This window comes from Pelagimonas sp., assembly GCF_050633425.1.
Taxonomy (GTDB): Bacteria; Pseudomonadota; Alphaproteobacteria; order Rhodobacterales; family Rhodobacteraceae; genus Pelagimonas.
In genome coordinates, this window is sequence record NZ_JBOEGM010000016.1 from 28,879 (window position 1) to 48,140 (window position 19,262).

The window sequence follows — 19,262 nt, forward strand, 5'->3', positions numbered from 1 at the left end:
GGAGCGCAACATGACCGCGAGCGACACAGCTGAAACCACCTTTAATCGTGTAATGCTGAAGATTTCCGGCGAAGCCTTGATGGGGGACCAAGGGTTTGGTCTACACCCTCCCACCGTTGAACGAATTGCCAGAGAAGTGAAATCGGTTCACGACCTTGGGGTTGAGATTTGCATGGTCATCGGCGGCGGCAATGTTTTTCGCGGCTTGTCAGGGAGCGCCCAAGGAATGGAGCGGACCACCGCCGATTATATGGGCATGATGGCGACCGTCATGAACGCGTTGGCGATGCAGTCGGCATTGGAGAAAATGGGGGTGTTTTGCCGGGTAATCAGCGCGATCCGCATGGATGAAGTTGCAGAGCCTTATATCCGCCGTCGTGCTGTCCGCCACCTTGAGAAGAAACGGGTTTGTATTTTTGCAGCCGGGACCGGCAACCCGTATTTCACCACTGATACTGCCGCAGCTTTGCGGGCCAATGAGATGACCTGCGAAGCGATCTTTATGGGTAAAAATGGTGTCGACGGGATTTACGACAAGGATCCGCAAAAGCACGATGATGCCAAGCGTTATGATACCGTGACATTTGATGAAGTGCTGACCAAGAATTTGAAGGTGATGGACGCCTCTGCCATTGCTTTGGCACGCGACAACAACCTGCCGATTATTGTTTTCCCCTTGGATGAACCCGGTGGCTTCCGCGGTATCTTGGCGGGCAAGGGGACGTATACACGTGTGACTGGCTAGATCATTTGGCGCAGCTGTCGGGGCGGTGCGCCAAATCTAGATTTGAAACTACGCGTGAACGAGGACGGTGATGCAAAGCCGGTTGCTTGCGCCACGTCCTCTACGCTGAGCACTGTATCTCTCACAAGTTGTTCTGCACGCTCGAGCCTTAGTTTGAGGTAGACCTGTGTTGGTGTTTGCCCAAGCCCCTTGCGGCATCGCAATCGCAATTGTTTTGGGCTCAGCTCAAGATCAGATGCGATCTGGTCCATAGGGCGTGGATCGCCCAAATGGGTGACCATGATGGATTGCATCCGCGCCAGAACAGGGTCTTCGGCACGAGGTAAATGACGCGCGTCGCCGTCACTTCGAAAATGGCCCAGTGACAATTTGTCAGACACTTGGCGCGCAATTTCAGGGTCATGCACACGCGCAACCCAAGCCAAAAGAGCATCGCCAGCAGCGAGCCCAGTTGCCGCAGTGAGGCGGCCACGATCAAAGCAAAACAACTGATCAGATGGGGCGATGCGGGATAATATCTCAGTTTCTTCTTCGCTTGCCTCGGAGGGGAGGACAGCTTGGAAGCCGTCCAGAAGGTTAAGGGCCGCCAGTATTGTGACCCCGCCATCAAATCCTGCAAGGGTTCCACCGGCCGTTTGGGCGCGCATCAAAAAGCCACGCAACCCCATCGGGAGACGCCCAAGCGGTGAGGAGCCCGCGCATAAAATCACCAAATCCCAGCCTGGCGGATCTTCCCAATCCGTGCGGTCCGGGCTGATTTCGATTCCGTCCAATGATGACACCGGCGTGCCGGTTACTGTCCGCAATTCTATCGAAAACAATGCTCGGCCAGCCAAGGTATTGGCGCGGCTGATCACTTCACGCAGCAAAACGTAAGTGAGGATCGGAAAGCCCGGTGCGAGGATCAAGCAGATATGCATTTTGCGGTTTCAGTTTCAACTTCTGTGGGGATCAGTGATGCCGGAATTTGGTAAACGAACCCTTTCGCACAAGAGTTTTTAACCCACAAAAACCGATCCAACCCCGCACAAGTGCAAATGATATGCCTTCCCGCCTATACATTCACGGCGCGAGCGCATAGAACCGGACCAATCGGAAACAAGAAGAAGACCGAGGGCCTCAATGTCCGAAGATTTCGAACTCGACACAGATGATATTTCACGCCGCATGGACGGTGCCATGGCGAACCTGCGCACGGAGTTCGCATCATTGCGGACCGGGCGGGCGTCGGCCTCAATGCTTGAGCCAGTGATGGTGGATGCCTATGGCTCCATGACACCGATCAATCAGGTGGGGACCGTAAACGTGCCAGAGCCACGCATGGTGACCATCAACGTTTGGGACAAGGGGCTGGTTGGCAAAGTCGAAAAAGCCATCCGCGAATCTGGTCTTGGGATCAACCCGCAGCTTAATGGAACAATCATTATGCTGCCGATTCCTGAACTCAACGAAGAGCGCCGCCGCGAGCTGACCAAAGTTGCAGGCGGCTACGCAGAGCATGCGCGGGTTGCAGTGCGCAATGTGCGGCGCGACGGAATGGATCAGATCAAGAAAGCCAAAAACAATGGGATGTCGGAAGACGACCAGAAGCTTTGGGAATCTGAAGTGCAGGAAATGACCGATGAATACATCAAGAAGGTCGACGAAGCGCTTGAGAACAAACAAGAAGAGATCATGCAGATCTAATTGAAGGGCGGCCTCAGTGGCCGCCTTTTGGCGTCGGGCAGCGCTAGGCTGCCTTTTCGCGTTTTTTGGTCGGATTAGCCTTTGGTTGAAACGAATTTGGAACTGACAAAGGACGATTTGATGGCTGAACCGCTCCGTGACGGCACTGGCCCGCGCCATGTGGCCATTATCATGGACGGCAATGGCCGTTGGGCGACGAACCGAGGACGTCCGCGACTGTTTGGCCACCACGCCGGGGCCAAGCGCGTGCGCGAGGTTGTTGAGGCATGTCCAGATGTCGGCGTGAAGTATCTGACGATATTTGCGTTTTCGACTGAAAACTGGAAACGGACACAGGTTGAAGTCGCAGGATTGATGAGCCTGTTTCGACGCTACATCGCCAAAGAAACCCGTGCGCTGCGCGATCGGAATGTCCGCGTTCGCTTTATCGGAGATCGTGTGCGTTTGGACGCCAAGTTGATCCAGTTGATGGATGACCTGGAGCGTATTACTGAGGATTGCACCGGAACTAATCTCACCATCGCGCTTAATTACGGTGGTCGAGATGAGGTGACACGCGCAACGCGCAGGCTAGCTCAGGACGTACATGAGGGGAAAATTGATCCAAAGGATGTGGATGAAGAAACCCTTCCTAAGTATCTGGACACGCATGTTTTGCCGGATCCTGATTTGGTTGTGCGTACCAGCGGAGAGGCGCGAATTTCTAACTTCCTTCTTTGGCAATCAGCCTATGCGGAATATGAATTCATCGACACCTTGTGGCCCGATTTCACTGCCGAGGAATTTGCCCGGCTTGTAGGGGGCTATGGCCGCAGAGATCGCCGTTTTGGAGGCGTTAAAGCATGACCGATAAATGGCGCGACCTTGGGCCTAGGTTGATTTCTGCAGTGGTGTTATTGGCAGTGGCCATCGGCGCGGCCTGGGCGGGTCCGTTTTACTTTGCTATCCTCGTTTGCATCGCCACCGGTTTGATGGTCTGGGAGTTGGCGCGGATGCACGAGCCTCGCTTCCAGATGCTCCCGGAAATCATGGCGGCCGCGACCACCGCGGTAGTCTTTACGACCTACCCATTGTTTTTGGGGATCTTGGTGCAATTCGCGTTTTTGGCGACGTTGGTCTTTGTGGCTTTGCTCACGATTGCAGTAAAGCGCGATATGCGTTTGTTCGCTCCCTATGTTTTTGCGATTTTGATAACTGGTAATCTCTTGGCGGGAATGTTTATGGCATCGCCGCGACATGTGTTCTTCCTCCTGATCATCGTGATTGTTACTGACGTCGCAGGCTACTTCGCAGGTAAGTCTATAGGGGGGCGAAAATTCTGGCCGCGTGTCAGCCCCAAGAAAACCTGGTCGGGTGTGATCGCTGGTTGGATTGCATCGGGGTGCGTTGGAATTATCGCAGTTGCGATGGGGCATTACGGTATCTTGTTCATCGGGGTTGCCATGCTGATGAGCTTTGCGAGCCAGCTTGGAGATATCGCTGAAAGCGCGCTCAAACGTCGGGCAGGGGTTAAGGACAGTTCCAACTTGATTCCGGGTCATGGCGGTTTTCTGGATCGTTTTGATGGGGTTGTCGGGGCGTCGATGGTTTTGTTCCTGTACATGGTTCTGTGAACAGGATGGCGCGGCGGATTTCCATTTTTGGCGCGACCGGCTCTATTGGTCAGAGCACAATTGACCTGATCGCCCGAGACTTGAACGCTTATGATGTCGTTGCGGTGACGGGGGGGCAAAACGTTTCCCGGCTTGCTGCGGATGCCATCAAAGTCAACGCGCAAGTTGCTGTGACCGCTGATGAATCGCGCTTTTCAGACCTCAAGGATGCATTGTCGGGAACCGATATCGAAGTAGCTGCGGGGCGCGAGGCATTGATTGAGGCTGCGTGCCGACCTGCGGATTGGGTCATGTCTGCGATCGTTGGGGCGGCCGGTCTAGAACCTGGCCTGAAAGCCTTGGAAACCGGGGCGGTGTTGGCTTTGGCGAACAAGGAAAGCCTTGTGTGCGCCGGGCCTTTGATAATGCGCACGGCACAGGCCCACGGAACCGAAATCCTGCCGGTTGATAGTGAACATTCTGCGGTGTTTCAGGCGATGATTGGCGAAGATCTGTCGGCTGTGGAGCGGGTCATAATCACTGCCAGCGGTGGCGCTTTTCGGGATTGGCCAATCGAAGATCTGGCGAAAGCAACACCAGCTCAGGCCGCGACCCATCCCAATTGGGACATGGGGCAGCGTATCACAATCGACAGCGCATCGATGTTCAACAAAGCCTTGGAATTGATTGAAACAAAAGAGTACTTTGGCATTTCGCCCGACAAGATTGAGACCGTGGTTCACCCGGAATCAATGATCCACGCGCTTGTCGGTTTTAATGATGGCGCGCTGATGGCACATGTCGGTGCACCAGATATGCGCCACGCTATTGGGTTTGCCTTGCATTACCCGACCCGCAAACCTCTTCCGGTCGAGCGGCTCGATCTGGTGAAGCTGGGGCAGATGACATTTCGCAATCCGTGTGAAACCCGCTGGCCAGCGCTTCGGCTGGCCCGTGAGGTCATGATGGCAGGCGGATTGATGGGGGCGGTGTTTAACGCCGCCAAGGAACGCGCGCTGGATGCGTTTATCCAAGAACGTATCACTTTCCCGCGCATGGCAGGTGTTGTTGAGGATGTACTTAGTGACCTTTCAACCTATGAAGGTCATAATCCTGCCGAGATTACCCTTGATAAGGTCGCCGAGGCAGACCATCTCGCTCGGATACGGGCGGATGAAATCATGGCGCGATAACAATAAAACAACCTAAGAGGCAGATGCTTTGGACCTGACGACTTTGATCCCGCAGTTTGGCGGCTTGCTTTGGACTTTGTTGTTCTTTGTTGTGGCGTTGTCGATCATCGTGGCGATCCACGAATACGGCCACTACATCATCGGCAAAAAGACCGGTATCTACCCTGAAGTGTTCAGCCTCGGATTTGGGCCGGTTCTTTGGTCTCGGTATGATGATTATGGCACCAAGTGGCAGATCGCGGCGATCCCGTTTGGAGGATTCGTAAAATTCCGCGGTGACGCAAATGCGTCAGGCGGAATTGACGGGGAAACCTTGCACGGGATGGATGAAACCGCGATGCGATCGACCATGCATGGCGCACCGCTTTGGGCACGGACGGCGACCGTCGCCGCCGGACCGATCTTCAACTTCATATTGTCGATTGTCTTGTTCACTGCTGTCATCATGGCACGCGGTGTCGTGACCGAACCGCTAACTGTTGGCGAATTGCGGGTTCTGCCGGTCGAGCAGGAATTGCAAATTGGTGATGTGATTCTTGAAATCGAAGGCGACGCACCGCCGGCATTTGACGACGCCGCTTCGTATGAAGCTTTCATGAAAGCCCTGCCGCACAAGCCAATGCTTGACTATACAGTCTTGCGCGATGGGTTTGAAACGGTGGTGTCTGGCCCGTATGTGTACCCCCCGATTGTGACCCAGGTGGCGCCGCGCTCTGCGGCCGGGGATTCGGGTTTGCGTCAGGGCGATGTAATTGTCGCGATTGACGGTGAGCCTGTCTTTGCCTTTGACCAACTCAAAGAAAAGGTCGAAGGATCAGAAGGCGCGTCATTGGCATTGACCATTTGGCGCGATGGGGAAGAGGTCCAGACGGATTTAACCCCTCGTCGCGTGGATGAACCCCAAGCCGACAACACGTTCAAAACGTTTTACCGCATTGGTGTTATTGGCGGAATTTTGTTTGAACCGGCCACCACCACACCCGGCTTTGGAGAGTCGTTTATGGCGGGGATTGATCAGGTCGGACGCATCATTTCGGGCTCATTGTCGGGAATGTGGCACATGATCACCGGGGCGATCAGCACCTGTAACCTGTCTGGTCCCATCGGGATCGCAGAGGCATCGGGCGACATGGCGAGCCAAGGCACCTCGAACTTCATCTGGTTCGTGGCGGTCTTGTCGACGGCGGTCGGTTTGATCAACCTTTTTCCAATTCCGGTTTTGGACGGTGGGCATCTGGTGTTTTACGCCTATGAAGCCGTGACCGGGCGTCAGCCCAGCGAAAAAGCGCTCGATATTCTGATGCGTGTTGGTCTGACTGTCGTTTTGGCGGTGATGATCCTCGGCGTTTCAAGCGATTTGTTCTGCTAAAGGACACAATAGGTCAGGCGGGTGCCGTAATCCTGCCTGATTCACCATGTATTCAGAGTCCAGTAACGAAAGGACCGAATCCATGAGCACCCTTCAAGCAGGTTATCGCAGCATGAGCTTGCTGGTTTCCATCAATTGGGACCGGTTGCTTTATGTCTGCACCATCGTATTCGCACTGTTCTTTGGCGCATATCTTGGGACTTTGGCCCAATAATCCCCAATCCATGGGGATCAAAGATCAAATTCACCGGCAAATGACCGCCATGGCCTTTTGACAAGGGGCCGCATTCCCGATACTCACTCTTTGAGGGATGTCGGAGTGGATTGTGAAAATGGCAAAAGTCATTTCGGTGTGTAAAGCGCCGCTGAGTTCTAAGCAGGAAAACCAAGTTTCGCGGGCTGCCAAAGCGGTGGCAATTGCGATTGCATTGGCCGGAGGCGTCGGGGCTGCTACCCTTCCGCAACAGGCTTTTGCGCAAAGCTTTGTTTTTACGAGTGTGGCAATCGAAGGTAATGAACGGATTGAGGGATCGACGATCCTCTCCTACGCCGGGATTGCACGCGGACAAACAGTGTCTGCAGGTGAGTTGAACGACGCCTACCAGCGCATCCTGGGCTCTGGTTTGTTCGAAACCGTTGATATCATTCCTCAGGGCTCGAAACTTGTCATCAAGGTTGTCGAATACCCGACCGTTAACAAAATCACCTTTGAAGGCAATCGGCGTCTCAAGGATGAGGTTCTCGGAAATATCGTTCAAACGCAGCTGCGCCGCGTCTTTAGCCCACGGGTCGCTGAAGAAGACGCTCAGCGCATCTCCGAAGCCTATAACCAACAGGGCCGTATCGCCGCACGAGTCACACCAAAGGTGATCAAGCGCCGCGACAACCGTGTTGATCTGGTGTTTGAGGTTTTTGAAGGTGGTGTTTCTGAGATCGAACGTATCGGTTTCACGGGGAACTCCAACTATTCTGACCGTCGTTTGCGCCGTATTATGGCGACCAAACAAGCCGGGCTTTTGCGCTCGGTCGTCCAAAAAGACACGTTCATCGAAGACCGTATTGAGTTCGACAAGCAGCTGTTGCGCGATTTCTATTCCTCACGCGGCTATGTCGACTTCCGCATCACCGGCGTGAACTCTGAGCTTGCTCAGGAACGTGACGGATATTTTGTATCCTTCAGTGTTGAAGAAGGTCAGCAGTTCAAGTTTGGCGAGGTATCGGTGACGTCTGATTTGACGGATGTCGACGTCGAACTGTTTGATAAAAAGGTCAAACTACGGTCGGGGCGGGTGTACTCACCAGCATTGATCGAAAATGAGATTGCGCGTTTGGAAAGCCTGGCGGTCCGCGAAGGGCTTAATTTCCTGCGTGTTGAACCTCGGATCACGCGCAATGATCGTGATCTGACTTTGGATGTTGAGTTGCAACTGACCAACGGCCCCAAGGTCTTTATTGAGCGTATCGACATTGAAGGTAACACCACAACCTTGGACCGGGTTGTTCGCGAACAGTTCATTCTTGCCGAAGGCGATCCGTTTAACCCTCGGGCGATCCGCGAAAGTGCGGAACGTATTCGCGCCCTAGGCTTCTTTGAATCCGCAGACGTTCAAGCGCGCGAGGGCTCGACGCCACAACAAGTGATCGTTGACGTTGATGTCACTGAAAAACCAACCGGATCTATCGGTTTTGGCGGATCGTACTCAACGAATAGCGGTGTTGGCGTCAATCTGTCGTTCAGTGAGCGAAACTTCTTGGGGCGCGGACAGAATTTTGGGCTTTCGTTTGATACATCGTCCTCCACAAAGAGCACGTCGCTGTCGTTTAGTGAGCCAAATTTCTTGGGCCGCGATTTAGAATTCGGTTTCCTGGCCAACTATTCGGAATCTGACAACGAAAACTCGGCCTATGATACGGCGAATGGTGTATTCCGCCCGTTCTTTGAGTTCCCGGTTTCCGAGAACGGTCGCCTGCAGTTGCGCTATACCTTGGACTATTCCGACATTGCTGCGCCGGAAGTCGAGGATGATGAAGATGAAGAAGTCGGCGCGGTCATTCTGCACGAAGCTGACTTTGGCCCGCGCTATGACAGCTCCTTGGGGTACACATACACCTTTGATACGATCCGCGCAGGGCTGAGCCCAACAAGCCGTTTCCGCTTCGTTTTCGGGCAAGATTTTTCCGGCGTCGGTGGCAACTCTGCCTTCGTTCGGTCAAAAGTGCATGCGATCGCGCAAACCAAAGTCTTTAACGAAGAGCTTACCTTGCGGGCATCGTTCCAGGGGGGGGCCATCAGCTACTCCAAAAACGAAAGCCGCGCGACAGATCGTTTCCGTATTGGTCCAAACATCATGCGGGGATTTGAGACAAACGGCATTGGCCCACGTGAAGTGCGCGATGCGGATGGGATCGACGATCCATTGGGCGGCAATTTCTACGCCGTTGCCCGTTTCGAAGCCGACTTCTCCTTGGGACTTCCAGAAGAATACGGCCTGACGGGTGGTCTTTTCTACGATGTCGGATCGGTATGGGGCGTGAATGACGGATACGACGATCTGGCGACTGCCGCCGGTGGTGAAATCGTATCGAGTGATTTCGAACTGCGTCATGTTGTCGGTGTGTCGGTGTTCTGGAACAGTGCTTTGGGTCCGTTGCGGCTCGATTTCTCGGAAGCTGTCAAAAAGAACAAACATGACAAACCGCTCAACTTTAATATCTCGGTTTCCCGGCAGTTCTAAGGACGTGCTGCGTACATGGGGTTTTGCGTTGATTTGCGCGATTGCCGCTGCTGGCGTGAATGCAGGGGCAATGGCGCAAACAATACCGGGGAGTTTTGACACAGGGTCCGTCCAGAGCCCGATCCTTGTGATTGATTTTGACCGGGCTTTTGGTCAAAGCGCACTTGGTAAGAAACTGGCTTTGGAACTTGAAGAGATTGGAGCGGAGATCGCTGCAGATAATCGGCAAATCGAGGCCGAGCTTCGAGAGGAAGAGCTTCTTCTGACCGAGCAGAGAAAAGCCATGGACCCGGCTGCTTTTCGGGAATTGGCAGATGCCTTTGACCAAAAAGTTCAAAAGCTTCGCCGGGAACAAGACACCAAAGCACGCGAATTAGGCGAGCGCGGTGACAGCGCGCGGCGTGATTTTCTCACGACTGCGGGACCAATTTTGAATCAGATCATGCGAGACAGCAACGCAGTTGTTGTGTTGGAAAAGCGCAGTGTTTTTGCCTCTGTGACAGCGGTTGATATTACCGACAAAGTCGTGGACGAAGTGAACGCTTTGATTGAGACAACCCCGACTGATCCCGACTGACCCCTGACGCCGCCTTGCCCCGCATCGCGTCGGTTGGTAAGGGAGTGAACAGCAATAAAAACAAAGGTAAGCCTCATGACTGACATGCTAAAGAGTGCTGACATCCAGTTGATTCAACGTATTTTGCCACATCGGTATCCCTTTTTACTGGTGGACCGTGTCGAAGATATTGATGGATATATATCCGGTGTCGGCATCAAAAATGTCACCATGAACGAGCCGCATTTTCAGGGGCACTTCCCCGGTCTGCCGATCATGCCGGGTGTCACCATTGTCGAAGCGATGGCGCAAACCTCGGCCGTTATGGTTGGCGTTGCGATGGATATGGCCGACAAGGACATGAAAGTTTACTTCATGTCGATCGACAAATGTAAATTCCGCCGCAAGGTTGTGCCTGGTGATCAGCTGCGCTTGAACCTTCAAACTGTGCGCGGCAAGCCCGGCGGCAAAGTCTGGAGATTTGCAGGTGTTGCGATGGTCGACGGCGAAATGGCGGCCGAATGCGAATTTACGGCCATGATGGATCTGCCTGCATGAGCGCCCAAATCCACCCGTCAGCTGTCATAGAAGAGGGCGCACAGATCGGGGCCGATTGTATGATCGGTCCGTTTTGTCACGTCGGACCTCATGTTGTGCTTGGTGATGGGGTTGTTCTCAAATCCCATGTGGTTGTCACGGGTGACACCTCGATCGGCGACGAAACCGTTATTTTTCCGTTCGCTGTGATTGGTGAAATCCCGCAGGACCTGAAATTCGGCGGAGAAGAGACCCGTCTCGAAATTGGCAAACGCAATCGCATCCGTGAACATGTGACAATGAATACGGGCACGGCCGGCGGCGGCGGCTTGACCAAGGTTGGCGATGATGGGTTGTTTATGGCTTCGAGCCACGTTGCGCATGATGTTCTCGTCGGCAACAACGTGATCCTTGCCAATAATGTCGCGCTTGCCGGGCATTGCGTGCTGGAAGACCAAGTCATCGTGGGTGGCTTGTCCGGGGTGCATCAGTTCGTCCGCATTGGGCGTGGGGCGATTATTGGGGCCGTAACCATGGTGACCAACGATGTGATCCCGCATGGTTTGGTCCAAGGGCCGCGTGGCAAACTGGACGGTCTTAACTTGATCGGTCTTAAGCGCCGCGGTGTTGATCGCAGTGACATCACCGCGTTGCGTGCTGCCTTCCAGATGCTTGCCCAAGGCGAGGGGGCCTTTCAGGATCGTGCCCGCCGATTGGGTGAGGAAACAGAAAGCGATTACGTTTCGGAGATTGTGGCCTTTATCTTGGGTGACAGCGACCGTTCATTTTTGACACCGGGCTAAAATTCTATGTTGGCACTGATTGCGGGACGGGGGGAATTGCCGACGGTGGTCGCCGAGGCGCTGCCGACCCGGCCTTTGGTGTGTGCGTTGGAGCATGTGGCTCCGACGACGCTGGTGCCTGATTATGTGTTTCGTCTAGAAAAAATCGGCGGGCTGATGCGCTGGCTCAAGGTGCAGGGGGTTACTCAAATTTGCCTGTGCGGAGCCGTTCGTCGCCCGAGCTTTGACTGGCGAGAGTTAGATGTCCCCACGTTGCTTATGGTCCCACGTATTTTGCGGGCGCTGAGGCGGGGCGATGATGGCGCGTTGCGCATTGCCATTGATATGTTCGAAGAGGCTGGATTTGCCGTGTTGGCGGCACATGATGCCGTTCCAAGCCTGTTGCCGGATGCCGGTACGCCGACGTTGTCTCAGCCTTCTGTGGATGCGGAACGCTTGGCGCGGATCGGCGATGACGTGAGTGCTGAGCAAGCGCGCGATGATTTGGGGCAGGCCTGTATTGTGGCCCGAAGTGGCATTGCGGCGCGTGAGACCGAGGCTGGCACGGATGCCATGCTACTGGCTGCTGGACATGAGGCCACGGGCGGTGTGTTGTACAAAGCGCCCAAGCTTGGCCAAGAGCGTCGTGCTGACCTACCCGCAATCGGCCCCGAAACCGCTCTCAAAGCCGCCGAGGCTGGTCTGGCGGGAATTGTGATTGAGGCGGGTGGGGTGATGGTCTTGAACTTAGAGGAAACCCTCCGCCGATTGGACGCTGAAGGGCTGTTCCTTTGGATCCGCGAAAGGCCCGAATAGATGCGTGTTTTTATCACAGCGGGCGAAGCCTCGGGTGACAAATTGGGGGCAGCCTTGATGCAGGGTCTGCGCCAACTGGTGCCAGACGTCGAATTTCGCGGCATTGGCGGCACGCTGATGGCCAGAGAAGGCTTGGATAGCCTGTTTCCCATGGATGAAATTAGCGTCATGGGGGTGTCTGAAATCCTTAAGGAATACAGACACCTAAAGGCCCGCATTCGTCAAACAGCCGAAACGGTTATCGCCGAACAGCCGGATGTTTTGATCACAATTGACCTGCCAGAGTTTTCGCTGCGGGTGAATAAACTGGTCAAAGCGGTCAGCGACGTGCGGATTGTCCATTACGTTGCCCCTACGGTTTGGGCTTGGCGTCCCAAACGGGCCGGGAAAATGGCTGATCATGTTGATCAGGTTTTGGCGCTGTTGCCGTTTGAACCGCCCTATATGCAGGCCGCCGGGATGGAGTGCGATTTTGTCGGGCATCCTGTTGTCACCGATCCGATTGCGACCGATCAAGACGCCCAAGAATTTCGCAAGGCCCATAACATCGACGGACCATTGGCATTGCTATTGCCGGGATCGCGACGCTCTGAAATATCGCGGCTGTTGCCGGTGTTCGAACAGGTCGTCGCCAAACTTCATGCCGCGCGCCCTGAGATGAAACTGGTTCTGCCTGCGGCGGGGAATGTGGTCGAAACCGTGCGCGCAGCGGTGCAGCATTGGCCGGGCAGCCCTTTGGTTATCGATCCGCGTGACGATGACGGGTCGCAAAAGAGAGCGGCCTTTAAGGCTGCTGATGTGGCTTTGGCGGCGTCAGGGACGGTGTCCCTAGAGTTGGCGGCGGCAGGCACGCCGATGGTCATCGCCTATGACATGAGCTGGCTCAGCCGTCAGATTATCGGTCGGATGATGTTGGTCGACACTGTGACCTTGGTCAATCTGGTCTCTGAAACCCGTGCTGTCCCTGAGTTTATCGGTAAGGACTGTTTGCCAGGGCCCATCGCTGATGCGGTCTTGCATGAGTTGACCCAACCCCAAGCGCAATCAGAGGCAATGGAGCTGACGATGCAACGGCTTGGGCATGGGGGAGAACATCCCGGATTGCGCGCCGCGAAAGCCGTTTTAAGAGGGTTAGGGCAGGGGACATAGCCCGCGCGCCTACGTGATTTAGAACCCAGATGCAAAAAAGGCCGCGGTGATCCGCGGCCTTTTGGTTTGCTTCGATACGGTGATCAGAGCAGAGATTTGACTTGCTCGGCAACGTTTTCAGCGGTGATGCCGAATTTCTCATAGAGCGTGCCAGCCGGAGCCGAGGCCCCAAAGCCGTCCATGCCAACAAAGGCAGCTTTTTTGGCGTTGCCACGCTCGCCGCACAGCCAGCGATCCCAACCCATCCGGTTGGCTGCTTCGACAGCAACACGCACAGGGCCCGACGGTGGCAATACACGACGACGATAGCTTTCGTCTTGCTGTTCGAACAGTTCCCAGCACGGCATGGAGACCACGCGGGTGCCAATGCCCTCAGCTTGCAACAAGTCCCGCGCAGCCAGAGCAATTTCAACTTCCGAGCCGGTGGCCATAATGATCGCCTGACGCTTGCCTTCAGACTCGGCAAGCACATAGGCCCCTTTTTCCACCAGGTTGGCGTTCTTATGCTCGGTCCGCACGGTCGGCAGACCCTGACGGGTCAGTGACAAAACCGATGGCGTGCTGGTCTGGCGCATGGCGATTTCCCAAGCTTCGGCCGTTTCAACGGTATCCGCCGGACGGAAAACCAAAGTGTTGGGCGTTGCACGCGAAATAGCGAGATGTTCAACCGGTTGGTGGGTTGGACCATCTTCGCCAAGGCCAATGCTGTCATGGGTCATGACAAACACGGTTGGGGTTTTCATCAGAGCCGCCAGACGCATCGCAGGGCGGGCGTAATCGGTAAAGGCCATGAACGTGCCGGAATAGGGACGGATGCCGCCATGCAACGCCATCCCGTTCATTGCCGACGACATGCCGTGCTCACGGATGCCCCAATACACATAACGCCCTTTGCGATTATCGGTGTCAAATACACCCAAATCAGCGGTCAATGTGTTGTTGGAGCCAGTCAGATCCGCCGACCCGCCACAGGTTTCGGGCATGATCGGGTTGATCACGCTCAGCGCCATTTCAGACGATTTCCGGGTCGCGACCTTTGGTTTCTCTTCCGAGATCTGCTTTTTCAGCTGTTTAACAACTGCGGACAGACGCTTGGGGGCACCGCCGGTCATCACGCGCTCAAACTCAGCCTGACGTGCAGCAGAGCTTTCGGACAAACGCGCTTCCCAGGCTTCGCGTTCGGCAGCGCCGCGCGAACCGACCTCATCCCACCAGGATTTGATCTCGGCGGGCACTTCAAAAGCACCCGAAGTCCAACCCCAGTTGGCTTTGGCGGCAACGTTTTGCTCTTCGTTGGTGAGCGCGCCGTGACCTTTTGAGGTATCTTGAGCTGCATGGCCCAAGGCGATGTGCGTTTTGCACGCGATCATCGAGGGGCGGTCATCTGCCTTAGCAGCGGTAATGGCAGCGTCGATTTCGTCGGCATTGTGACCGTCAATTTCCTGCACATGCCAGCCAGAGGCTTTGAAGCGAGCCACCTGATCGGTGCGATCCGACAGAGAGACTTTACCGTCGATGGTGATGTCATTGTTGTCCCAGAAAACAATGAGATTGCTCAGCTCATAACGACCGGCAAGACCGATGGCCTCTTGGCTCACACCTTCCATCAAACATCCATCGCCAGCGATGACATATGTATGGTGGTTCACCAGCTTTTTGCCGAAACGACCGCGCAGCATTTCCTCGGCCATGGCAAAGCCAACCGAATTTGCAATGCCCTGACCCAAAGGACCAGTGGTTGTCTCAACCGCTTTGAGCAGGAAGTTTTCCGGGTGGCCGGCGGTTTTCGCGCCCCACTGACGGAAGTTTTTGACTTCTTCCAAAGTGACCTCGGGATCACCACAGAGATAGAGCAGCGAATAGATCAGCATCGAGCCATGGCCCGCCGAAAGGATAAACCGGTCACGGTCATGCCATTCAGGGTTTTTTGCGTCAAACTTCATGTGTTTGGAAAACAGCACGGTCGCCACATCGGCCATGCCAATCGGCATGCCTGTGTGACCGGAGTTGGCAGCAGCAACTCCGTCCAGTGCCAAAGCACGAATAGCAGTTGCGCGCATCCAATGATCGGGATTGCGTGTACGGAGCTCTTGGATATCCACCGGGTTCGATCCTTCAGCCAGAATGGGGATTGGGCGCTCAATAACAGCGTTACGCCAAAGTGCAAGCGTACCCTTGTGGACAAAAGGGCCCATTTCCGCCTAAGACATTGGAATTAATAGGGGCGCTTTTTCCGTAAGCGCTTGTTAAACTTTCTGCCAAGCGGGCCAACGCGCGATTCGCAAGTGATAGCGCCAACAATGGGTCCGAAGCAGGCTAGGGGGGCAGGATGACCCAAATCGATGAATTGCACGGCCGTATTACCCGTGCGTTGGACCGGATTTCGCAGAGCGTAGAAGGCTATACACCGCCCGAAGCCAGCGAAAACCCGGAGGCGGCAGCCAAACTGGCCGAGCTTGAGGCCGCATTGGTTGCGGCGCAGGACGATGCCAAGGCGGCACAGATTGAGGCCAATGTCTCACGCGAAGCCGCAGCCGCCGAAGCGGAGAAAACGCGGGCCGCCGAAGACAATGCGGCGCGATTGACCGAACAGTTGGCCGCAGCAAGCGAAGCTGCGGAAGCGCTTCAAGCCGCGGCTGAAGCGGCACCAGAACCTGAGGTCGCGCCACAAGCAGACACAGAAGAACCAGCACCCGAACAGGTCGACGCGCCCGTTGTGGATACGGCGGAACTTGATGCTTTGCGTGAAGAGCTTGAGGACGAGAAGATGGCCAATGCGCAGCTTCAGGAACGTTTAAACGTTCTGACAGCGCGCGAAGCTACGGGTGGTGGCCAAAGCGAAGGGGACGCTGAGCTTCAAGCCCAGCTTGCCGCACAACGCGACAGCATGACCCAGCTCGATACCGAGTTGCAACGTTTGCGCGCCGCCAATACCAGCCTTGAGGAAACGGTCACCGCGCTGCGCGAAGCCAACGCCCAAGGTGTCGGCGAACCACATTTGATCAACAAAGCCATGTTGGCCGAGTTAGAAAACCTGCGGGCCACACAGGCCGCAGATGCCGCAGAAACCAATGCGATTTTGACGGCGATGGAGCCTCTATTGGCCGATGCAGCCGGTGAAGGGAGCGCCTGATGTCTCAGATCGAAGTCGAAATTGTCATTGGGGGCCGGTCGTTTGAGGTGGCTTGCCAAGAAGGCGAACAGCAATATTTGCAGTCGGCGGCCAAGCTCTTGGATGCCGAAGCGGCTGTTTTGGTCGGCCAGATTGGTCGGATGCCAGAACCGCGTATGTTGTTGATGTCGGGCTTGATGTTGGCAGATAAAACCGCCGGGCTAGAGGAAAAACTGCGTGAGGCCGAAGATAAGATGGCTGGGATACAGGCGGAATTGGATGAGCTGAAAAACGCGCCCCCCCCCATGCCTGAAAAAATTGAGGTTCCGGTGATCCCGTCCAATGTCTCGGATGGTCTGGCGGAACTTGCAGCTCAGGCCGAAGCGCTGGCTGGATCTGTTGAAGAAAAGCTGGCTTAGACCACATCTGCATAAGACAAACAAAAAGCGCCCCAGACAACAGGGCGCTTTTTTAATGTGAACCTAGAGCGTCTTAGGCGTTGGCTTCGCGGATTTTGTCGGCCGCTTCTTTGTTATACGCCAGCCCGTTTTCATCCAGCAATGTGTCCAATTCACCGGACAGGGTCATCTCTGTGATGATGTCGCAGCCACCAACAAATTCACCTTTGACGTAGAGCTGTGGGATTGTTGGCCAGTCGGAATAGTCTTTGATGCCCTGACGGATGTCTTCATCGGCCAACACGTTCACATCGGTATAATCCAACCCCATGTAGTTCAGCACACCAGCAACGCGGCTGGAAAAGCCACATTGCGGCATGTCTTTGGTGCCCTTCATATATAGGACAACGTCATTGGCTTTGACGGTCTCGTCGATCTTGGCTTTTGCATCAGTCATCTTGGTTTTCCTCTTCAAGTCGCCTTTGGCGATCCTTGCGAACATAGGGCATGACGGAACCGTAGGTTATCGTCCCGAAAATGGCGAGGCAGGCCAGAACCGGCCAGACACTTGATAGATAAGCAACCACGCCATCCATGCGATTAATCCGGGGCCTTGGTGGTCAGGGCCAGTGCGTGCAGTTCACCGGTGGAGCCATCCATCTTGCCCTTGAGGGCGGCATAGACGGCACGCTGTTGCTGCACTCGGTTTTTCCCGCGAAAGCTTTCGTCGACGACCATGGCAGACATGTGAACACCGTCCTCGCCAGCGACCTGAATCTCCGCATCTGGAAATGTCTCGCGCAGCAGGTCTTCGATTTGTTGGGCATGCATCGGCATTGAGCATGGGCCTCCGGGTTGTTTCGCTTTCCTGACAGAAGTAGTGCGATGCCTCCCCATGCGCAAGGCGCTGCGGTCGTTGAATGGGCCAACATTTGGTCGCGGGGGGTTAGATATTCAGGTCAATCCAAACCGGAACGTGATCCGATGGTTTTTCACGACCACGAATAGAGCTGTCGATCTGGCAATCGGTCATCAGGTCGGCTGCCTGCGGCGTCAGCAGGAAATGATCGATGCGAATGCCGTTATTTCGCTGCCAGGCACCGGCTTGGTAATCCCAAAAGCTATAGTGCTCGGGGCCTTGGGTGCGGGCGCGAAACGCTTCGGTGAACCCAAGGTTCAGAATTTTGCGATACGCGGCACGGGTTTCTGGCCGAAACAATGCATCTTCGGTCCAATCCTGCGGACGGGCCGCATCCTCGGCTTGGGGGATGACATTATAGTCGCCAGCCATCAGCGCGGGCATTTCATCATTCATCAACTGCTTGGCCCGCGCTTCGAGCCGCTTCATCCAGGCCAGTTTGTAGTCATATTTGGGGCCAGGGCAGGGGTTGCCGTTGGGAAGATACAACCCACACAGCCGCAAGGCCTGATGTTCGCCCATGACGGTGGCCTCGATCCAACGGGCCTGATCATCTGATTCGTCGGTGTCCTTAAGAAGGGGGAGTCCACGTGTGACGTCTTCGAGCGGCAGTTTGGACAGAATCGCAACACCGTTGAAGCCCTTTTGACCATGCGTTTCCACATTATAGCCGCGATCTTCGAATTCCTGACGCGGATAGGCTTCGTCGACCGATTTGATTTCCTGCAGCAGCGCCACATCTGGTTGTGCTTCGTCCAACCATGCAAGCAGCGCGGGAAGCCGTGCTTTGATACCATTGATGTTGAATGTGGCGATTTTCATGCGCGCTCTCCCTTTGTCTTTTCTATCGCTGAAAGCGGGGGGGCGGTGCAAGGAATCAATGCGATTCGCGGTCGCAAAAATTTGCAATAAAGTGTTGCATTGCAAAGTTACGAGTTATCCACAGAAAAAGTCAATCTGTGGATAAAGTTTATATTTGTTTACAAAGAATTAGCTCAGAGGAGAAGCTAATGTGGATAACTTAAAATGAACACAACCTTAACGGGAATTAACTATTATGCAAACGCGTTAAGGTGGCAGATTTGGGGGGCAACAACAGCAACTCTCAAACTGGAGAATTCCAATGTCAGCTCAACACAAGCACATCATTTCTGAACAAACTGTTTCCAACGGCGAAACAAGCGCACTGACAGGCGACGCAACTGAAATGTTCACGTCTTGGTCCGGCCCGGCGGATGGTCATTTGGATGCAGGCGACGCCGTCGAGATGTTCACATCCTGGTCGGGTCCTGCGGTCGGCAACACCGATGCCGGTGATGCGGTTGAAATGTTCACCTCATGGTCTGGCCCATCGGCAGGCAACACAGACGCAGGTGACGCTGTAGAAATGTTCACGTCTTGGAGCGGACCTGCAAGCGGAAACACAGATGCCGGAGACAACGTAGAGATGTTTACCTCTTGGTCTGGTCCAGCAGCAGGCAACACCGATGCGGGTGACAATGTTGAAATGTTCACATCTTGGTCTGGCCCTGCAGCAGGCAACACCGATGCGGGTGACAATGTTGAAATGTTCACATCCTGGTCTGGTCCAGCAGCAGGTAACACCGATGCAGGTGACAATGTTGAAGCGTTCACGTCCTGGTCCGGCCCGGTCACAGCCTAAACCAGCCTAA

At 54.9% G+C, this 19,262-nt stretch carries 22 protein-coding genes; 16 read left to right on the plus strand and 6 right to left on the minus strand.

The features are described from left to right. Positions 1–10 precede the first annotated feature (10 nt). Positions 11–745 carry a UMP kinase gene (gene pyrH / locus ACRBB0_RS13310; RefSeq protein ID WP_431374927.1) on the plus strand — a complete coding sequence of 245 codons (735 nt, stop codon included), beginning with the start codon at positions 11–13 and terminating at the stop codon, positions 743–745. Here the strand turns inward: pyrH and ACRBB0_RS13315 are convergent. After that, positions 742–1,665: a GlxA family transcriptional regulator gene (locus ACRBB0_RS13315; RefSeq protein ID WP_431374928.1), complete on the minus strand. Its 924-nt coding sequence runs from the start codon at positions 1,663–1,665 to the stop codon at positions 742–744. The genes pyrH and ACRBB0_RS13315 overlap by 4 nt on opposite strands. A 202-nt stretch (positions 1,666–1,867) precedes the next feature. On the opposite strand from ACRBB0_RS13315, the gene frr reads away from it, so the two are divergent. The 12 genes from frr (at position 1,868) to lpxB (ending at position 13,160) form a co-directional block, all read left to right on the plus strand. Then, positions 1,868–2,431, plus strand: a complete 564-nt coding sequence (frr, locus tag ACRBB0_RS13320) for a ribosome recycling factor (protein ID WP_431374929.1) — start codon at positions 1,868–1,870, stop codon at positions 2,429–2,431. 120 nt (positions 2,432–2,551) lie between these two features. After that, complete coding sequence (locus ACRBB0_RS13325) at positions 2,552–3,277, plus strand: isoprenyl transferase (protein ID WP_431374930.1); 726 nt, start codon at positions 2,552–2,554, stop codon at positions 3,275–3,277. Further along, a complete protein-coding gene (locus tag ACRBB0_RS13330) occupies positions 3,274–4,044 on the plus strand; it encodes a phosphatidate cytidylyltransferase (RefSeq protein WP_431374931.1) in 771 nt (256 codons plus the stop codon). The genes ACRBB0_RS13325 and ACRBB0_RS13330 overlap by 4 nt, the downstream gene beginning before the upstream one ends. A 5-nt stretch (positions 4,045–4,049) precedes the next feature. Next, the gene (dxr, locus tag ACRBB0_RS13335) at positions 4,050–5,216 is read left to right on the plus strand and encodes a 1-deoxy-D-xylulose-5-phosphate reductoisomerase (RefSeq protein WP_431374932.1); all 1,167 of its coding nucleotides are present in this window, start codon (positions 4,050–4,052) and stop codon (positions 5,214–5,216) included. 28 nt (positions 5,217–5,244) lie between these two features. After that, a complete protein-coding gene (rseP, locus tag ACRBB0_RS13340) occupies positions 5,245–6,585 on the plus strand; it encodes an RIP metalloprotease RseP (protein WP_431374933.1) in 1,341 nt (446 codons plus the stop codon). 82 nt (positions 6,586–6,667) lie between these two features. After that, on the plus strand, positions 6,668–6,799 hold the full coding sequence (locus ACRBB0_RS13345) for a hypothetical protein (protein WP_431374934.1): 132 nt from the start codon (positions 6,668–6,670) through the stop codon (positions 6,797–6,799). 118 nt (positions 6,800–6,917) lie between these two features. After that, the gene (bamA, locus tag ACRBB0_RS13350; RefSeq protein ID WP_431374935.1) at positions 6,918–9,320 is read left to right on the plus strand and encodes an outer membrane protein assembly factor BamA; all 2,403 of its coding nucleotides are present in this window, start codon (positions 6,918–6,920) and stop codon (positions 9,318–9,320) included. A gap of 4 nt (positions 9,321–9,324) precedes the next feature. Then, complete coding sequence (locus ACRBB0_RS13355) at positions 9,325–9,897, plus strand: OmpH family outer membrane protein (RefSeq protein WP_431374936.1); 573 nt, start codon at positions 9,325–9,327, stop codon at positions 9,895–9,897. Positions 9,898–9,972: 75 nt separating this feature from the next. Beyond that, positions 9,973–10,434: a 3-hydroxyacyl-ACP dehydratase FabZ gene (gene fabZ, locus ACRBB0_RS13360; RefSeq protein ID WP_431374937.1), complete on the plus strand. Its 462-nt coding sequence runs from the start codon at positions 9,973–9,975 to the stop codon at positions 10,432–10,434. Beyond that, positions 10,431–11,216, plus strand: a complete 786-nt coding sequence (lpxA, locus tag ACRBB0_RS13365; RefSeq protein WP_431374938.1) for an acyl-ACP--UDP-N-acetylglucosamine O-acyltransferase — start codon at positions 10,431–10,433, stop codon at positions 11,214–11,216. The genes fabZ and lpxA overlap by 4 nt, the downstream gene beginning before the upstream one ends. 6 nt (positions 11,217–11,222) lie before the next feature. After that, positions 11,223–12,011, plus strand: a complete 789-nt coding sequence (locus ACRBB0_RS13370; protein WP_431374939.1) for an LpxI family protein — start codon at positions 11,223–11,225, stop codon at positions 12,009–12,011. After that, positions 12,012–13,160 carry a lipid-A-disaccharide synthase gene (gene lpxB, locus ACRBB0_RS13375; protein ID WP_431374940.1) on the plus strand — a complete coding sequence of 383 codons (1,149 nt, stop codon included), beginning with the start codon at positions 12,012–12,014 and terminating at the stop codon, positions 13,158–13,160. An 83-nt stretch (positions 13,161–13,243) separates the two neighbouring features. Here lpxB and tkt read toward each other — a convergent pair whose 3' ends face one another. Beyond that, positions 13,244–15,262, minus strand: coding sequence for a transketolase (gene tkt / locus ACRBB0_RS13380; RefSeq protein ID WP_431374941.1), 2,019 nt, complete (start codon positions 15,260–15,262; stop codon positions 13,244–13,246). A 227-nt stretch (positions 15,263–15,489) separates the two neighbouring features. Between tkt and ACRBB0_RS13385 the strand changes: the two genes are divergently transcribed. Then, entirely contained in the window at positions 15,490–16,293 is an 804-nt protein-coding gene (locus tag ACRBB0_RS13385; RefSeq protein WP_431374942.1) for a hypothetical protein, read from the plus strand. Continuing rightward, positions 16,293–16,691, plus strand: coding sequence for a cell division protein ZapA (locus ACRBB0_RS13390; protein ID WP_431374943.1), 399 nt, complete (start codon positions 16,293–16,295; stop codon positions 16,689–16,691). The genes ACRBB0_RS13385 and ACRBB0_RS13390 overlap by 1 nt, the downstream gene beginning before the upstream one ends. A 73-nt stretch (positions 16,692–16,764) precedes the next feature. On the opposite strand, the gene grxD is transcribed toward ACRBB0_RS13390, so the two are convergent. The 4 genes from grxD to xth all read right to left on the minus strand — a co-directional run bounded on the left by grxD (position 16,765) and on the right by xth (position 18,411). After that, entirely contained in the window at positions 16,765–17,127 is a 363-nt protein-coding gene (gene grxD / locus ACRBB0_RS13395) for a Grx4 family monothiol glutaredoxin (RefSeq protein ID WP_431374944.1), read from the minus strand. Continuing rightward, the gene (locus ACRBB0_RS13400; RefSeq protein WP_431374945.1) at positions 17,120–17,266 is read right to left on the minus strand and encodes a hypothetical protein; all 147 of its coding nucleotides are present in this window, start codon (positions 17,264–17,266) and stop codon (positions 17,120–17,122) included. Before ACRBB0_RS13400 ends, grxD begins: the two co-directional genes overlap by 8 nt. A 4-nt stretch (positions 17,267–17,270) precedes the next feature. Continuing rightward, positions 17,271–17,507, minus strand: coding sequence for a BolA/IbaG family iron-sulfur metabolism protein (locus ACRBB0_RS13405; RefSeq protein ID WP_431374946.1), 237 nt, complete (start codon positions 17,505–17,507; stop codon positions 17,271–17,273). Positions 17,508–17,616: 109 nt separating this feature from the next. Continuing rightward, entirely contained in the window at positions 17,617–18,411 is a 795-nt protein-coding gene (xth, locus tag ACRBB0_RS13410; RefSeq protein ID WP_431374947.1) for an exodeoxyribonuclease III, read from the minus strand. A gap of 301 nt (positions 18,412–18,712) precedes the next feature. Here xth and ACRBB0_RS13415 point away from each other — a divergent pair, with 301 nt between their 5' ends. After that, complete coding sequence (locus ACRBB0_RS13415) at positions 18,713–19,252, plus strand: hypothetical protein (protein WP_431374948.1); 540 nt, start codon at positions 18,713–18,715, stop codon at positions 19,250–19,252. Positions 19,253–19,262 lie beyond the last annotated feature (10 nt).

What these genes read in the sequence shown, in the direction of transcription:
- ACRBB0_RS13370 (WP_431374939.1), top strand. Translation starts at nt 11,223, where the DNA reads ATGTTGGCACTGATTGCGGGACGGGGGGAATTGCCGACGGTGGTCGCC.
- ACRBB0_RS13400 (WP_431374945.1), bottom strand. Translation starts at nt 17,266, where the DNA reads ATGGATGGCGTGGTTGCTTATCTATCAAGTGTCTGGCCGGTTCTGGCC.
- ACRBB0_RS13345 (WP_431374934.1), top strand. Translation starts at nt 6,668, where the DNA reads ATGAGCACCCTTCAAGCAGGTTATCGCAGCATGAGCTTGCTGGTTTCC.
- ACRBB0_RS13415 (WP_431374948.1), top strand. Translation starts at nt 18,713, where the DNA reads ATGTCAGCTCAACACAAGCACATCATTTCTGAACAAACTGTTTCCAAC.
- ACRBB0_RS13390 (WP_431374943.1), top strand. Translation starts at nt 16,293, where the DNA reads ATGTCTCAGATCGAAGTCGAAATTGTCATTGGGGGCCGGTCGTTTGAG.
- fabZ (WP_431374937.1), top strand. Translation starts at nt 9,973, where the DNA reads ATGACTGACATGCTAAAGAGTGCTGACATCCAGTTGATTCAACGTATT.
- xth (WP_431374947.1), bottom strand. Translation starts at nt 18,411, where the DNA reads ATGAAAATCGCCACATTCAACATCAATGGTATCAAAGCACGGCTTCCC.
- frr (WP_431374929.1), top strand. Translation starts at nt 1,868, where the DNA reads ATGTCCGAAGATTTCGAACTCGACACAGATGATATTTCACGCCGCATG.
- lpxA (WP_431374938.1), top strand. Translation starts at nt 10,431, where the DNA reads ATGAGCGCCCAAATCCACCCGTCAGCTGTCATAGAAGAGGGCGCACAG.
- lpxB (WP_431374940.1), top strand. Translation starts at nt 12,012, where the DNA reads ATGCGTGTTTTTATCACAGCGGGCGAAGCCTCGGGTGACAAATTGGGG.
- ACRBB0_RS13405 (WP_431374946.1), bottom strand. Translation starts at nt 17,507, where the DNA reads ATGCCGATGCATGCCCAACAAATCGAAGACCTGCTGCGCGAGACATTT.
- bamA (WP_431374935.1), top strand. Translation starts at nt 6,918, where the DNA reads ATGGCAAAAGTCATTTCGGTGTGTAAAGCGCCGCTGAGTTCTAAGCAG.
- ACRBB0_RS13385 (WP_431374942.1), top strand. Translation starts at nt 15,490, where the DNA reads ATGACCCAAATCGATGAATTGCACGGCCGTATTACCCGTGCGTTGGAC.
- pyrH (WP_431374927.1), top strand. Translation starts at nt 11, where the DNA reads ATGACCGCGAGCGACACAGCTGAAACCACCTTTAATCGTGTAATGCTG.
- grxD (WP_431374944.1), bottom strand. Translation starts at nt 17,127, where the DNA reads ATGACTGATGCAAAAGCCAAGATCGACGAGACCGTCAAAGCCAATGAC.
- ACRBB0_RS13325 (WP_431374930.1), top strand. Translation starts at nt 2,552, where the DNA reads ATGGCTGAACCGCTCCGTGACGGCACTGGCCCGCGCCATGTGGCCATT.
- ACRBB0_RS13315 (WP_431374928.1), bottom strand. Translation starts at nt 1,665, where the DNA reads ATGCATATCTGCTTGATCCTCGCACCGGGCTTTCCGATCCTCACTTAC.
- dxr (WP_431374932.1), top strand. Translation starts at nt 4,050, where the DNA reads ATGGCGCGGCGGATTTCCATTTTTGGCGCGACCGGCTCTATTGGTCAG.
- ACRBB0_RS13330 (WP_431374931.1), top strand. Translation starts at nt 3,274, where the DNA reads ATGACCGATAAATGGCGCGACCTTGGGCCTAGGTTGATTTCTGCAGTG.